The organism is Pseudoalteromonas sp. P80D2, assembly GCF_036680945.1.
In the GTDB taxonomy this organism is placed as follows: Bacteria; Pseudomonadota; Gammaproteobacteria; order Enterobacterales; family Alteromonadaceae; genus Pseudoalteromonas; species Pseudoalteromonas shioyasakiensis.
The window spans coordinates 334,893-349,802 of record NZ_JAZDAR010000022.1 but is presented as its reverse complement, the minus strand read 5'-3'; the positions used below and the strand labels follow the sequence as shown (position 1 = coordinate 349,802).

At 42.1% G+C, this 14,910-nt stretch carries 13 protein-coding genes; 7 read left to right on the top strand and 6 right to left on the bottom strand.

The annotated features are described in order from the left end of the window. Positions 1 to 23 precede the first annotated feature (23 nt). The gene (locus VRK28_RS04110; protein WP_332393500.1) at positions 24 to 1,457 is read right to left on the bottom strand and encodes a coniferyl aldehyde dehydrogenase; all 1,434 of its coding nucleotides are present in this window, start codon (positions 1,455 to 1,457) and stop codon (positions 24 to 26) included. Positions 1,458 to 1,564: 107 nt separating this feature from the next. Between VRK28_RS04110 and VRK28_RS04105 the strand changes: the two genes are divergently transcribed. Next, positions 1,565 to 2,569, top strand: coding sequence for an AraC family transcriptional regulator (locus VRK28_RS04105; protein WP_332393498.1), 1,005 nt, complete (start codon positions 1,565 to 1,567; stop codon positions 2,567 to 2,569). A gap of 116 nt (positions 2,570 to 2,685) precedes the next feature. Next, a complete protein-coding gene (locus VRK28_RS04100; RefSeq protein WP_332393495.1) occupies positions 2,686 to 4,809 on the top strand; it encodes a methyl-accepting chemotaxis protein in 2,124 nt (707 codons plus the stop codon). A 221-nt stretch (positions 4,810 to 5,030) separates the two neighbouring features. Here the strand turns inward: VRK28_RS04100 and VRK28_RS04095 are convergent, their stop codons facing one another. Next, complete coding sequence (locus tag VRK28_RS04095) at positions 5,031 to 5,345, bottom strand: hypothetical protein (RefSeq protein WP_062565816.1); 315 nt, start codon at positions 5,343 to 5,345, stop codon at positions 5,031 to 5,033. A gap of 430 nt (positions 5,346 to 5,775) precedes the next feature. Then, positions 5,776 to 7,248: a sensor domain-containing diguanylate cyclase gene (locus VRK28_RS04090; protein WP_332393492.1), complete on the bottom strand. Its 1,473-nt coding sequence runs from the start codon at positions 7,246 to 7,248 to the stop codon at positions 5,776 to 5,778. Between the two features lie 401 nt (positions 7,249 to 7,649). On the opposite strand from VRK28_RS04090, the gene VRK28_RS04085 reads away from it, so the two are divergent. Next, positions 7,650 to 9,167 carry a DUF3360 family protein gene (locus tag VRK28_RS04085; RefSeq protein ID WP_332393491.1) on the top strand — a complete coding sequence of 506 codons (1,518 nt, stop codon included), beginning with the start codon at positions 7,650 to 7,652 and terminating at the stop codon, positions 9,165 to 9,167. A 45-nt stretch (positions 9,168 to 9,212) separates the two neighbouring features. On the opposite strand, the gene VRK28_RS04080 is transcribed toward VRK28_RS04085, so the two are convergent. Continuing rightward, positions 9,213 to 9,737, bottom strand: coding sequence for a hypothetical protein (locus VRK28_RS04080; protein WP_063704405.1), 525 nt, complete (start codon positions 9,735 to 9,737; stop codon positions 9,213 to 9,215). Between the two features lie 52 nt (positions 9,738 to 9,789). On the opposite strand from VRK28_RS04080, the gene VRK28_RS04075 reads away from it, so the two are divergent. Continuing rightward, entirely contained in the window at positions 9,790 to 10,149 is a 360-nt protein-coding gene (locus VRK28_RS04075) for a DUF1294 domain-containing protein (RefSeq protein ID WP_063704408.1), read from the top strand. 19 nt (positions 10,150 to 10,168) lie between these two features. Here VRK28_RS04075 and soxR read toward each other — a convergent pair whose 3' ends face one another. Beyond that, complete coding sequence (soxR, locus tag VRK28_RS04070; RefSeq protein ID WP_332393488.1) at positions 10,169 to 10,624, bottom strand: redox-sensitive transcriptional activator SoxR; 456 nt, start codon at positions 10,622 to 10,624, stop codon at positions 10,169 to 10,171. 76 nt (positions 10,625 to 10,700) lie between these two features. Between soxR and VRK28_RS04065 the strand changes: the two genes are divergently transcribed. From VRK28_RS04065 to VRK28_RS04055, 3 genes are read left to right on the top strand one after another with little or no spacing between them, the layout of a single operon-like run. Continuing rightward, complete coding sequence (locus tag VRK28_RS04065) at positions 10,701 to 11,165, top strand: flavodoxin family protein (RefSeq protein ID WP_332393486.1); 465 nt, start codon at positions 10,701 to 10,703, stop codon at positions 11,163 to 11,165. A gap of 47 nt (positions 11,166 to 11,212) precedes the next feature. Beyond that, positions 11,213 to 11,737 (top strand): DsrE family protein, encoded by a 525-nt coding sequence (locus VRK28_RS04060; protein WP_332393484.1) that lies wholly within the window; start codon positions 11,213 to 11,215, stop codon positions 11,735 to 11,737. Then, entirely contained in the window at positions 11,737 to 12,360 is a 624-nt protein-coding gene (locus tag VRK28_RS04055) for a GDSL-type esterase/lipase family protein (RefSeq protein ID WP_269407252.1), read from the top strand. The genes VRK28_RS04060 and VRK28_RS04055 overlap by 1 nt, the downstream gene beginning before the upstream one ends. Positions 12,361 to 12,413: 53 nt before the next feature. On the opposite strand, the gene VRK28_RS04050 is transcribed toward VRK28_RS04055, so the two are convergent. Then, the gene (locus VRK28_RS04050; protein ID WP_054562535.1) at positions 12,414 to 14,672 is read right to left on the bottom strand and encodes a TonB-dependent receptor; all 2,259 of its coding nucleotides are present in this window, start codon (positions 14,670 to 14,672) and stop codon (positions 12,414 to 12,416) included. Positions 14,673 to 14,910: the final 238 nt, after the last annotated feature.

Genomic DNA, 14,910 nt, shown 5'->3' with positions numbered 1-14,910 from the left:
TTATCACCTGTTGGTGTTTATTATTATGAATTTAATTTACTTAAAAAGGCTAAAAGCTTATCGGCAAACCTGCCGTAAGGCGGCATTAAAAATTTCACGCTCGAAAACTTGGCTTGATAAAACACCGGACGTAATTTTGAAAAGGTTAAAAAGCCTTCATAGCCATGGTAATGCCCCATACCACTGGCACCTACGCCACCAAAAGGTAAGTCGTGCTGACCGACATGAAACAGGGCATCGTTAACGCTTACACCCCCCGACATCACCTGCTCAATATAAAAGTTAATAAGCTGTTTGTTGTAGCTAAACGGGTAAAACGCTAAAGGTCTATCTCGCTCTGCAATATAATCAACGACCTGCTGCGAGTCTTGATAGGTTTTTACCATTAAAATAGGTCCAAAAGTCTCGCGGGTATCAATGCTCATACTGTCATTGCTGTTTAAAATTAATGTCAGAGGCAGTTTTCGCGTGTTGGCATCTGCCACTTGGTCGCTAAGCGTAATAACGTCAGCGCCGAGTTGTTTGGCTTCTTCAATACAGGTTGTAAGGCGTTTAAATGCGCGGTCATCAATAATGGCTGTGTAATCTTGGCTATGAATATCTGGAACATGTTTCTTCGCCCAGCGAGTTGCTGTATCGATAAACAGCGCAAGTTGAGACTGATGCACAAATACATAATCAACATTGGTACAAATTTGCCCAGCGTTCATTTGCTTTACATACATGATGCGCTCGACAGCTTTTTGCATCGGGTAATCAGTAGCAATCACAGCAGGAGATTTACCTCCTAACTCAAGGGTTACAGGCGTTAGGTTTTGCGCCGCTGCAGCCATCACTTTTTTGCCGGTTTCACCTGAGCCTGTGAACATTAAATGATCAAAGGGAAGCTTTGAAAAGGCGATGCCTACTTCACCAGTCTCACAGTAAAATTGCAGCTTTTCGGGCTTAAAATAATTGCCCACTAGCTCGCCTAAAAGCGCGCTTAAATGCCGAGAGTTTTCAGACATTTTAACCATCGCCTTGTTACCTGCTGCAAATGCTGCGGCTAATTGACTAAAGGCTAAATTTATCGGGAAATTCCATGGCACAATTAACCCTACAACACCAAGCGGCTGGGGAATAACTCGGTTCTTTGCCCCTAAATACATACGGTGATCAACATGTCGCTTTTGCACTTTCATCCACTTTTTAAGGTGCTTTAAAGTGCTATTGATATCTGCACAGGCATTAATGATTTCGGCAAGTAAGGTTTCATGGCGAGAGCGATTACCATAGTCTTGATTAATAGCCTCGATAATACGTGCTTGGTTCTCAGTAATCATGGCTTTTAACGCAAGTAAGTGTTCACGTCTTTGCTGGTAGTTTTCAATACCTGCTGCTTTGGCATGGCTGCGCTGCGCAACTAAGTCGGCCATTAAAATGCTATCGATGCTTACTGGTTTTGTGGCAATGTTCATCTGTAAGTTCTGTTTGTCAGAGTTTGTTCTAGCATAAATAAATCGCTTGCAGTTGATTTGACTTTTTAGGACACTGAAATGACTCTTTAGGACAAAAGGCACACTGCGTGGAAAGTTTAATTCGCTCTTCTAGTTTAGCTGGGTTTGAGAATTTAGTGAGGCAATATGGCGTAAATCCAATTACTTTGTTGGAGAAAGCAGGTATTTTACCCGCACAGTTACGCGACCCAGACAGCTTTGTTGTTTACGCTCATTACCTTGAATTACTTGAGCTTGCTGCTCAAGCGTGTGATGAGCCATGTTTTGGCTTAAAGCTTGGCGCATCACAAAGTATGAGTACGGTAGGCTTGATTGGTGCTTACATGTCGCGCCAACCTAAGATTCTTGATGCCCTCAATGTTGCCCAAAAATACATATACCTGCATGCTGAAGGTATTGTGCTAAACCTTGCCCTGCTTGGGCAAACGAGTTGTGAGGTACGTTTTGTCCGACTGTCTGACGAAAAACACGAGTTTGAGCAAAAGTCTCAGTTGGCAGTGTGTTTGGTCAATAAAATATTAAAAGAATTAGTTGGCCCGAAATGGCGCGCCGATAAAGTGTGCTTACGGCAATCTGTCGCAGTGAAACAGCGGCCATTATTTAATAAAGTGCTTAATTGCGAGGTTGAGTTTAACAGTGACGTAGATGCGATTTACTTTTCAAGCGCATTTTTATCCTATAAACCCCAGCTCAATGATGCCATTTTAGACACCTTAATAGCCGACCAACTTGAGCTGCAACGCCTTAATAAACTCCCCGATGAAATGCTGCAAATAGAAGGTGCGATGAAAATGTTGCTAGCAACTGGTGAGTGCAATAAAGAAAATACCGCCAAAAGTGTTGGGCTACACCCCAAAAAGCTGCAACGCATATTAACTGAGCATAACACCAGTTATCGGCAATTGTTGGACGAAGTTAGAAAGTCAGAGGCAATGCGACTATTACAACAAAAGCATATCAATATGACCGACTTAGCACTGCGTTTAGGCTATGCGGAGCTGTCGATTTTTAGTCGTCGCTTTAAGTTATGGTTTGGTATGTCACCCACCGAATGGCAGCATAACTTGCGCTAACTAAACAAAGCAGCTTAATTACGGCAAAACTTCATACTTTTTTTCTAATTGTCCCTGTGTAGTCATGCAAATGGTCTAAACTATTAGCAAACCTACAATAAAAACAGGAAATGTCGATGCGGCAGTTAGCATTAGCGAAAAAGTTATTATGGCTTACGGTAGGCAGTATTTTTATTACTGTGTTTGTTTTATCAAGTGTTTTATGGTGGCAGCTGTCAAGCAGCAACCAGCAGTTAGCTTCGCAATCAGAAAAGCTGATTGTTGCAGAGGTGGAGGATAAGCTCGCTTCAAATGCCGCCGCATATGGTGAACAAGTTGCTGGGTTTATTAATGAAGCGTACCGAGTGCCTTATTCATTTGCCGCTATCTTAGGTGACAACGATGCGGCAGCTACCTTAACCCGCGATGCTGTGGTTGAGTTGAATCGCTCTCTATTACAAAAAAATGATATTCTTTCATCTATCTACTCGCAATTTGAAGCAAATGCGTTTGATGGCCGTGATGCTAATTTTATCAGCGGGTATGATCATTCTGTAGCAGGCGTTGGCACACTAGAAATTTATTTCACGCGCAACCGAGACGGCGTAATCGAGCAACAAGTGGTTGACGATGTAGCTGAAAAATATGTGGATACGCTCAATGAATTTGGCCAGCGGGAAGCTGAGTGGTACTTGTGTGTAAAAGACACCAAAGTGCCTTGCATTATGGAGCCCTACCTATACGAAATCACCCCGGGTTACTCTGAAATGATGACCTCTCTAACTGTGCCCATTCTTCGTGATAACGAATTTATAGGTGTTGCTGGGGTTGATTTAACATTGCCTGTATTTCAAAGCATGACCGAAAAGCTCTCAAAAGAGCTGTATAACGGTAAAGCCCGCGTTACCTTGCTAAGTTCACTCGATTTAGTGGTTGGTAGTAGCCATTACAAAGATAAGCTAGGCAGACCGTTAAAAGAGGCGGTGACTAAAAGCATTTTAGACAATTACGTAAAAGCGAAAAAACAAAGTGGTGTATTTAAAGTTGGTGATGAGTATTTAGTTAACTACCCAATTAGCATTAAGCTTGCGAAAACACAGTGGAACTTATTGATTGAAGTACCCGCTGAGCTTGCCCTTGAAGGGCCTCATGCGCTAGCAAATAGCATGAGCGAAAATGCCAATACACTAGGTGGCTTAATCTTGGTTACAGGTATTATTATTGCTGGTGCCGCCTTTGTAATCATGACCTTAGTGATCCGCACAATTGTGGCACCACTACAGCAAATTCAACAGCGCGTTGATAACCTTGCCAGTGCCGAAGGTGACTTAACTCAAACCCTGCATGTTGATACTCACGCTGAGCTAATCGCATTGGCAACTGGCTTTAATGCATTTCTTGCTAAATTGCGCGATTTAATTGGTGAGCTTAAAAATGTATCAACGCAAACCAAAGAGCAGGCTCACTTAGCGACCAGTGTTGCTGTTGATACTAAGCACAACGTTCAAGCGCAGTTCCAAGAAATTGAGAGTGTTGTGACCGCCATGAATGAAATGAGCGCAACAGCACTCGAAGTAGCAAGAGCCTCAGAGCAGTCAGCACAGCAAGCTGATGAAATAAACAGCCTTGTGGTGAGCAGTGAATCGAGCTTGTCGTCTGCGGTTACCCAAGTTAAAACCATGTCGGATGAAATCAAAGAGGCCAATCAAGCAGTTGAAAAAGTTGCGGCACGTAGTAACGACATTACACAAATTTTAGATGTGATCAGAACAATTGCAGAGCAAACTAACTTACTTGCACTGAATGCAGCAATTGAAGCGGCAAGGGCCGGTGAACAAGGCCGTGGCTTTGCGGTGGTGGCTGATGAAGTAAGGGCACTTGCTTCAAAAACACGTTCATCAACCGATGACATCAGCGGCCTAATCGACAGTTTACAGCTTGAAGTAGGCAACGCGTCTAAGGTCATTGAGCAAGGTGTTGTGCGTGCACAAACTGCGGTAGATGAAACCTCCGTTGCATTTGATGCATTACACGAAGTTGTCGTCAAAGTGGACGAAATCACGCAGCAAATTACCCATATTGCAACGGCCGCAGAAGAGCAAAGCTCAGTCACAGAAGAGATAAACCGCAACCTGACGTTAATTTCAGATGCCGCATCGCAACTAGCTGAACTATCTACCCAAGCCGGAGATGGTAGCCAAACACTTAATGCACTCGTTGCACAACAAGATGATGAGTTGAATAAGTTAAAGACGAAATAGTTTTAAGGTGCTAGGAGCTAGGCGCTAGGAGCTAGGAGCGAGAAAAACGCGATGTAAAATCGCTGCTACATGCTCGCATCTCGTTCCTCGTAACTAATATCTTGTTTCGAGCGCCAAGCAAGCGTGACGCCTACAAGGTAGCAGCGGCTTTATGCCGCGACAAAGGGTAAAAATATCGTTATGCGGTGAAGTAATCGGATCTGAAAATCGATTAAGGATGGTTATACATCGCTCGTAATTGTTAGATATTTATTTTTACCAAAAGTAACGTAATAAATGGGTAAAAATAGACCCGATAGTAAGTTCCTGCTCATAGTGTTTGAAACAGTTACTTTATTTGATTGAATATCTTTGACAGAAAGTTTAGGGCTAGAGCACCAATCAATGGAGAACCAGATAAATTCAGCGTCATCAGGTATTGTGTAGTTGGCTAAAGAGTTGGGTTTGACTTTGCCGATTTTTTTAGAGTCGGCCCATAAAGTGTAATCTCTAATTTTATCATGATATTGTTTTGGTCTGTTTACTTCAATTTCCATTTGAACCTCACAAGGATAGTAATTCCATTAAACTTAACGGGCTTATAGCTCGTTTTCTTCCATATCCATTGTATTTTTATCAGAGCCGTTAATTAATTACTAGTCGTATAGTGCAAAGAAACTTAAGCTCATGCTCGCATCTCGCATCTCGCATCTCGCATCTCGCACCTCGCATCTTTACTCTCGTCATGAATAATTAACCACCACACAAAAGTTAGCTCCTTGGACGTAGGCGTGAAACTTGTTTCGCGCGCCAAGCCTACATGTAGCAGCGGCTTTATGCCGCGACATGGGTGAGGTAAGGGCGATACGAGAATAAAAACGCGATGTAAAATAGCTGTTATAGACTCGTACCTCGATTCTCGCACCTCGCATCTCGTACCTCGTCTCTCGTAACTTTACTCTCGTAACTAGCAACTCGTAACTCATTCTAACTACACTGCGCTTGATTACGGCCTTGGTTTTTGGCTTGGTACAATGCTTTATCGGCGCGTTTTAACATCGATTCTATATGCTGATCGCTTGCTTGTAAGGTGCTTACGCCAATACTCACGGTGAATTTAACGTGTTTGTTGTCGGCGATGATGTCTTGTTGTTCGATATCGGCTCTGATCTTTTCTGCGATAGCAAAGGCTGTGTGGTTATTTGCCATAGGTAAAAATAAGACAAATTCTTCTCCACCAATGCGCCCCGCAATATCTGATGCTCTGCTATGTTGGATGAGCTTATGCGCTGTGGTTCGTATTACTTCATCGCCAGTAGCGTGGCCATATTTGTCGTTTATAGCTTTAAATTGGTCTAAATCTAACAGTAACAGGGAGCAGGTACATTGCGCGTCATGATATTTTACAAACTGTTGATTAACCTTTTCGAAGAAGCCACGGCGATTATAAAGTTGTGTTAAATGATCTGTCACAGATAAGGCTAATGCTTCATGCTTAGCACGTTCTAGCTCATAGGTTCTTTCTTCTACTTTTTGTTCGAGCATGGTGGTTAGTTTTTGTTGTTCTTTCTTGCGCTGAATAAACACAGCTTGAATAAGTAATACCGCTGAAAGAGTAAATAAAAAGAAAAACTGCATGGTCACTTCTGCTGTTTTAGGATGATGATAATAAAAATACCCCCAGCCTTGATTACTTCCGACCCAAGCTGCAAAAAATACTAACATATTCATGCAGCTGGTGGCGGTTGGTGATAACCGCGTAGCGGCATAAAGCAGTGGAAACAGCAGTAATGCAGGCTGTAAAAATGGCAATGTCATGGTTGTGTATGCGAGGCCAAAAATAAAATAACACAACAAAACCACGGTAAAAGTAAGCAACAGAAGTTTAGAAAATTCACTAGGGGTGACCGTATGCGGCCAATTTCGCCATAAAAAGTAAAGGGCAGGGGTGAACACAATTGCTGCTAAGGCATTGCTAATACTCCAATTTAATATGCCTACATACAAGCCATTAAACCACTCGATACCAACTAGTGAGTATATGCCCACACCGAAAAGCGCAGAAATCACGCCAATCGCAATGCAAGCAACAATAAACACCCTGGCTAAACTGGTAACGCTCGTCAGCAGTGTGTGTTGTTTAAGTTTTCGGTTAATTAGCCAAAATGCAGTCAAAGCAGCGAGAGTATTACCTGTGGTTGTCGCGGCATTTATTGCTATGTGTTTAAACGTGAATGGGTTTAAGCCGCTGAGATAAAAGTAAAAGAGCACAACTAAAAAGGTGCCTGATGCAACGCCCAACCAGGCTTTACGACCAAATAACATCAAGCCTGCCAATGCGACTCCTGCTGGAGGCCATACCGCCAGTGTTTTTAGCACTTGCATAGTAAACAAGCCAAACAGCAGATAAACAGAGCAAACAATGATATTAAATTGCCAAGGCTTGAGCTGTGTGTTCATACATCCCTTTATGCGCTTATGTGAGAAAGCCACCGACTGGCGAGTTAGTATTAATCAAACTACTAATAAATTAGTATATTAGTAGTTAGGAATTAGGCAAATTCGATTAATTTAAAAGTAGTTTTTCTCTAGCTGTTTGCTATTCATACAATTTATTAGACTAATAGTTAATGTGCTTAAAAAACAATCTTTTGCTTACTCTTTAAAAGCACTAAATATAAATAAATCATTAATTATCAATTGTTTGAGTGTATTTTATGAGTCTCTCAACTTATTAAAAACACCTATTTTATAAATTCATACCCGACCATTTGCCTAATCGTGTTTTGTATCTGGCTGCTTTACCCTAACTGCATAATAAAAGCTCACACAATTTTTCAAGATAGGCAGTAGGAGAACTCATGAATACGAGGCAGCAATCAGCGTCAACAACGCCTGCTGAACAAGGATCGGATACTCATACCGACCAGCAAAGCTATCAAGCTCTTCATAAACCCAGCAGTGAATTTTCGAGTCGTGACGAATACCTTGAACACGAATTACAAATTATGCAGCCTAAGCGCTGGCGTCCTAACTTACCATTTCGTGATTATCGGTTCGAATTAGAAGACTCTATCCCTGCCATGGCAGGGACCATAGGCAAGGTGGTTATGGTGGGTGCAATTGCTGCAACGTTTGCAGCGCCACTAGGCTTAGGTGAAGGCTTTATTCTAGAAAACGTGCGTTATGAACTGTTAATTGTATCAATCTTCATTTTATTATTTTCAGGCTTCTTTTTACCAACAGCAAACTTAGCGGGTACGCATGGCCCGCTTATTCCTTTGATCCCGATTGTGGTTGCTGCAGGGGGTCACCCAATGGCCTTCGGTTTACTGATAGGGGCGTTTGGTCTGTTACTGGCACTTAGTAAAGGCGGGAGTTTATTGGCGGGGTTAACCAGCCGAGGCGTGTGTGGTGGTTTACTGCTCTACCTTGGTTTTATTGGCACGATTTCGCAGGTTAAAAAGCTATTTGCATGGGCTGAAGGCATTGATATGACCCATATCGCTTTCATTGTGATCTTGTCGACTATCGTGTTATATGCCTTACTTGAGCACTTCAAAAAACGTTGGTTAGCTGTGCCTTTAAGTTGCTTACTTGGTGGTTTAATCGCATTTTTACTGGGTGCACCGTTTGAGTTTAAAACAGCGCCGGGTTTACCAAATATGAACCCAATGTATTGGTGGGGTGAAAATACCGGTTGGATGCTGGGTTTACCAACCCTAGAGAGCTTTGTGGTGGTATTGCCATTTGCGGTGCTTGCGGTTGCCATGTGGTCACCTGACTTTTTAGGACATCAAGTATTCCAAAAAATTAGTTACCCAGAACGCACAGAAAAAGTACAAATGAACATTGATGATACCATGTTCAGCGCTTCAATCCGCCAGACATTTGGTTCCTTGTTAGGCGGCTCTAACTTTACCTCGTCATGGGGAACCTACATAGTGCCAGCAGCCATCGCTAAACGCCCAATTCCTGCCGGAGCGGTGTTAACGGCATTATTTTGTATTATTGCCAGTATTTGGGGTTACCCAATGGATTTAGCTATTTGGCAACCTGTGTTATGTGTCGCGCTAATAGTTGGTGTGTTTATCCCGCTTCTAGAAGCGGGTATGGAAATGACTCGCGAAGGTAAAACTACGCAATCGGCTGCTATTGTGGTGTTTTCATCGACTTTAGTGAATCCTGCATTTGGCTGGTCATTAACTATGTTGCTCGACAATCTGGGCTTAATTGGTTGTAAAGAACGAAGCTCTGAACTAACCCCAATGAGCCGCTGGATCATTCCATTAGTAATGTTTGTTATTTTAACAAGCGTGATGGCAATGGTGGGTATGTTGCCAGGGATCCCAGCATTAATGGCAGACTTTAGACATTAATATATAAGGGTAAGGTGATAAACGCCTTACCCTTTTTTAAAGCTTTTATTTAAACTTAACTGTTTTTTCGCTGCGGGTGTAAGTTCGGGTATCGGGTTTTGTCCATTGACCTTTTTTAAGGTAAGAGGTCGACACTACAAAGCTGTTGTTTTTAAACTCGCTTGTCGATTTCACCTTAGTGATCCCTTCTTTATTACCCGTTACATTTTCATAAGCAACAAATTGAGTAGGGCTAAGTACATTCATAGTGCCTTGGGTATAAAAACCTGCCGTAGTGAAGTAATAAAACACCAAAGACTGCTTTTTATTGTCCCAAAAAATCATCGACTCACCACCATATTCACCTTCATTGATAGAGTGAATGGTTTTAATCGCCGTGCCATTGAGCGCGCGTTGCCAGCTACTCACATCTTGCACCGCAGGTTTACCTGCTGCGACATTAAAGTCTGACTGCCACGTGCCTAAGTAAGGCTCAAACACTTTTAGCTTGTCATCAAGTTGTTGATCTGCAGCCATAACAGAAAGCGAACATAAGCAGATTGATAGTAAAAGTGATTTTAGGTATGCCATAATAGCGTCCCGATAAAATTAATTTGTTTTGCAGAGTATAGGTGATAATTCGTTGATTAAGAAAACATTAATTACATTTTCATTGTTGTTTCTAGCGCTGCTATGGCTGGTATCGTGGCAACTTAATATTACCTACTTTATTGCAGGCACTTACAGCGTAGCGAGCTTAATAAGCTTTTTGGTATATGGCTGGGATAAACGTTTAGCGATGCAACATGGCGAGCATGTGATAAGAGTACCTGAGCGTACACTGCATATTTTAGGATTAATCGGCGGCTGGCCAGGTTCATTAATTGCACAGCAATGGTTAAGACACAAATCTAAAAAGCGCAGTTTTATTGCCGTACTTTGGTTAACAATTATTGTTAATGGCAGTGCACTGTCGTCACTGTATTATTTGCAGTTAATTTAAGAGCACAAACAGTTGTGTATTAATCTCTTTCTAACAGCACAGCGCCGCTGTTCTCTTCACCTAAATAATCATCTTTGTTGTAGATAGGGCATTTGGCCATTGATAAACAGCCGCAGCCAATGCAACCGTTAACGCGTTCGCGCAATCGTTGCATGTATTGAATGCGTTCATCTAATTGCGTTTGCCAGACTTTAGAAAGAGCTGCCCAATCTTGTTTAGTGGGTGTGCGTTGCTCGGGTAGGGTGCTTAACGTTTGTTTAATGTCTTCAAGAGTTATGCCCATGGTTTGCGCAGCTTTTATAACGGCAATTCGACGTAATACATCGGGTTTATAGCGGCGCTGGTTACCGTTATTACGCCAGCTGCGAATAAGCCCTTTAGACTCATAAAAATGCAAAGTTGAAACTTTTACGCCACTGCGTTTTGCCACAAAGCCAACCGAAAGGTTTGCATCAATAAGTTTCTTATCTGACATAATTTGCTCCAAGGTGTTGACCTAAAGTTAGCTTGAGGTTTTACGCTGCGCACATCATAAAAAAGGAGTGATAGTCATGCAACAAAAACCAATAACAAATACGGTAATTATTTATTCAAGTGCGCGAAAAAAGGGTAACACGAGCTTACAAGTTAATGATTATAAAACCCAATATGGTGGCGATGTAGTATGTCTTGATGACTATGCTATCTCGCCTTATTGCTACGATAAGCAATATAAAAATGATGACTTTTATGCGGTATTTGAAGCGCTGTTGAATTATCAACACTGGGTGCTGGCATCACCTGTGTATTGGTATAACACCACACCGCAGTTTAAAGCATTTTTAGACCGGATCACTGATTACATGGATGATGAAACACTCAGGCCAAAACTGAGAACACTGCGTGAAAAGCAGTTTTCATTGCTCTCAAATGCAGGATCTGCACACGCACCTAACGCGTTTATCGAGATGTTTAAAAACACCTTTAATTACTTAGGCATGACCTTTAAAGCGCACCAACATATTGATGCTAGTTAAACGGGTTTAAACAAGGTAGGCTAGAGTAAAAAACAACAGGAACTTTTATGAAATCAACACTGTTAGCTTTATCTTTAGCCTTATTATCTTCGTTTAGTCATGCAGAGCAAGTTGAGCCTGCTATCAAAGGTTTTGGTTTTTATTATGATGTGCCAAATCATGCACCAATCTCTGATCAAACGGTTTTCAAAGTGGCGTTTGATGTAGCTGATGCGGCAGAAAAAGGGGCGCAGAATAACAAAATGAACTCATTAGCCCGGTTCATTAATATGCATATAGCCCATGGTGTGAAGCCTGAGAACATTCAACTCGCTTTAGTTGTGCATGGTGGCGCGAGTGTTGATGTACTGGAAAACAGTTTTTATAAACAGCGCTTTGACAGTGACAATAAAAATCAGCAATTGATCTCACAATTGTTGGCAAATAATACCGTTGTGTATGTGTGTGGGCAGTCTGCAACGCACATGAAAGTAAAGCAGCAACAGCTTATTCCTGGTGTGCAAATGGCATTATCAGCAATGACGGCGCATGCACAGTTGCAGCAGCAAGGTTACACACTGAATCCATTCTAATGAATATCTTATGTTTTGGTGATTCAAACACCTATGGTATTTCCCCCGTCGATGGTAAGCGCTTTGCAGCCGATGAGCGCTGGCCTAGTTTACTGGGTATTAAATTAGGTGCCGGCTACCAAGTTATTGAAGCCGGCCAACCCAATCGTACACTGGTGAACGACCCACCTTTTAGTGGTGATAAACTGGGCATAAAATACCTAGAGCCTTACTTAGCGGCTTATCATTTAGATGTGATTGTTATTCAGCTCGGCACGAATGATTTAAAGCGCCGTTTTGCACTGTCGGCTGCTGATATTGCCAAAGCCCTCGAAATATTCATTTTAGATATAAAAAACTACTATCTGCACCGCGAATTACCCAAAATAATGATATTAAGCCCGCCGGCGGTGTATGAGGTTGGCGCGTATCAATCTATATATGCAGGCGCGGCTGCAAAGTCTAGCGAGCTAGTTGAGGCTTTTTCTGAAGTGTGTGTGAAACAGCAAACTCTGTTTTTGGATATCAAAGCAATCGCTATGCCTTGCCAGCAAGAAGGTGTGCATTTAATTCTTGAATCACATAAGTCTTTAGCAGAGCATTTACATTGCTTAATTGAAAAACAAAAAAGCCACAGGTTATAAAACACTGTGGCTTGGGTATTGATTCTTTCAATCAAGGGGTTTGGGAGAATCGCTTAAAACTCGTAGCTAATGCTTAAGCGTGTAGTACGAGGCATAATGTAACGACCATTCGGTGCATCAGCATTACGAGGGTCACCTTCAGTGATACCTTGCTCGTCAGTTAAGTTATCAACTGCTAGCTGCACTTTAATACCTTCCATAGGCTCAACAATTAAACCAATGTCTACTTTTTCGTAACCTTCTAACACAACAGTGTTTTCGTTGTCGCCCCAACGATCATCAACCGCTGAGATTGTGCCGTATAAGGTTGCATACATGTCGCTTACTTCAAAGTCATAGCTTGGTGTTACACGTACTTGCCATTTTGGCTGACGTTGGCTTTCGTTACCTTCGTTGCTTGGGCTTTCAGTGATTTCAGTTTCTTGAAGCGTTGAGTTTAAGTTAACTGAGAAACCAGATTCGTGGTTGTAGTTATAATCAAGCTCAATACCGTATGCTTCGTTGGTTAAGATTTCAGCTGGTACACCAGGGCGACGAACAAAGGTGTCACCTTTTACTTCGTTAGTGAAGAATGTTGCATAGAAATCGGTGCTATCAGTTAATAGCTTATAACCAAACTCGGCTTGTGTTACTTCTTTAATTAACTTTTCGCCACCTTCGTATGCGCTAAAGTTATCGCGGAAGTCGTCAAAGTAAGGCATTTTGTAACCACGGTTTACGCGGGCAAATACACCCATGTCATCGTTAATTGAGTAGTTAATACCCGTTGTCCACGATGTTTTGCTTTCGTCATATTGAACAGACTTGTCGATTACGCCATCAAGGCCTTCATCAACCGAGTATTCCACTTCGTGGTTTTCAAAACGAACACCGGCATCAAGCGTAAAGTCATCGTTGAATTTATATTGAGCTGTTGTGTAAAAGGCATTGGTACGTGCATCGCCTGTAGAGTTGATATCGTAGTTGAAGTCACAACCATCAACACTTGCATTACACTCGATGCCGTCTAGCATTTCGCCGCCTGCTTCAAGGACGTGATACGCTGTGTTACCTAAGCTCCACCAGTCATTTGCTGATGTGCTGGCTGTGTAATAACCAAAGGCCAGTGATAAATTATCAAGCTTTTTAGCAAATGCTAAATCATTGGTGAATGCGCTAATTTCTTTTAATACCACCCAACGACCAAGTTGTTGAACCGCTGTGTCTGCATCGTATTCTGTGCCAGTTACTGCACCTGTTGCTGTTTCACCGTTATCAGCCACCGCACCAACGGTTGTTGCAGAGCCTGCCGGTACTAAGCCGTACGTGTTTGCATCACCTTTGGTGATGTTGAAGCGATCTGTGAAGCTCCAACCGTTATCGAATTCAAGTTTGATGCTACCGCCAGAAACATGACCTTTCCAACCACGGCCTTCACCTAAGTCGATCTGTTGCTCGTCATTATTTGCGCCTGTGTAGATAGTCGCTTGGCGATTTAAAGTACCCAGCTGCGTGTAGCTTGCGTCAACGCCGTCAACATTAAGTGGTGTTGGTAAGTACCAAGCACCGTGGTCGTCGGTTTGACGGGTGTATAAATTAATGGTGCCGTTTTCTAATTCTTTAGTGATATTAATTGTGAACTGGCTGCCTTTTTCTGATGTGAATCCAGCATCACGAATACCTGGAGAGCTTTTAACATAACCACCCACCATGAAGAATAAGTCATCAGAAATCTCACCACTTACCATAGCGTCAATGCGTTGTAAGTCGTAATCTGAAGTTGTGTATTTGAATACACCTTCGGTATCTTCACTACCACGTTTAAGGCGGAAGTTAGTTGTTAAACCTGGTTGGCCATTTGATACAACAGGGTTTGGACCACCGCGTAATGCTTCCATCGTTTCAATTGTTTCATCTAAACGAAATAACGACGAGTTTTCTAAAAATGACAAAGTAGGCGCAGGGTAAATTGGCGAACCTTCAAGGCTTAATGTTAAGAATGGTGCATCACCACCACCAGGGAAACCACGTACAAATACGTTCGCGCCAGACTCACCACCCGAGCTTTCTACCCACACACCCGGCACGGCTTTGAATAAATCAGCTGTACTTTTTGGCGATAATTTAACAATTTGATCTGCATCTATATTGGTTACTGCATAGCCAGCATCAATTTTACGTACGCCAATACCTGCAGGTGTACCAGATACAATAATTCGTTCTACTTTTTCTTTAGCTGGTTGCTCAGTTTGCTCTTCGGCCATAACTGTTTGGCCACTCAAAGCTAGCAAAATTGCAGAGGCTAGCGCACTGCGTGTGTATGTAGTTGTCATTGTGTGTTCCCATTTTTTATGTTGTTGAAAGCAATGTATTAGCGAATATTTTGCAATTGTTAACACCTTGCTTTTATAAACCATAAAGATTTATGCAAACGTTTGCAATTTGTTTTTTCAATTTTTTGTCCTTTTTTTACCCACAGGGTGAGTTGGTCTGTTTTGCTTACTGAAAAAATATTATGCTCTTTGGCGCAGCGATTTGGTCGAAATGGTGGTATATTGCCAGCATATGTTT

Coding starts and splice junctions, on each gene's coding strand:
- VRK28_RS04110 (WP_332393500.1), bottom strand. CDS start 1,457: ATGAACATTGCCACAAAACCAGTAAGCATCGATAGCATTTTAATGGCC.
- VRK28_RS04100 (WP_332393495.1), top strand. CDS start 2,686: ATGCGGCAGTTAGCATTAGCGAAAAAGTTATTATGGCTTACGGTAGGC.
- VRK28_RS04095 (WP_062565816.1), bottom strand. CDS start 5,345: ATGGAAATTGAAGTAAACAGACCAAAACAATATCATGATAAAATTAGA.
- VRK28_RS04090 (WP_332393492.1), bottom strand. CDS start 7,248: ATGAACACACAGCTCAAGCCTTGGCAATTTAATATCATTGTTTGCTCT.
- VRK28_RS04085 (WP_332393491.1), top strand. CDS start 7,650: ATGAATACGAGGCAGCAATCAGCGTCAACAACGCCTGCTGAACAAGGA.
- VRK28_RS04080 (WP_063704405.1), bottom strand. CDS start 9,737: ATGGCATACCTAAAATCACTTTTACTATCAATCTGCTTATGTTCGCTT.
- soxR (WP_332393488.1), bottom strand. CDS start 10,624: ATGTCAGATAAGAAACTTATTGATGCAAACCTTTCGGTTGGCTTTGTG.
- VRK28_RS04065 (WP_332393486.1), top strand. CDS start 10,701: ATGCAACAAAAACCAATAACAAATACGGTAATTATTTATTCAAGTGCG.
- VRK28_RS04060 (WP_332393484.1), top strand. CDS start 11,213: ATGAAATCAACACTGTTAGCTTTATCTTTAGCCTTATTATCTTCGTTT.
- VRK28_RS04055 (WP_269407252.1), top strand. CDS start 11,737: ATGAATATCTTATGTTTTGGTGATTCAAACACCTATGGTATTTCCCCC.
- VRK28_RS04050 (WP_054562535.1), bottom strand. CDS start 14,672: ATGACAACTACATACACACGCAGTGCGCTAGCCTCTGCAATTTTGCTA.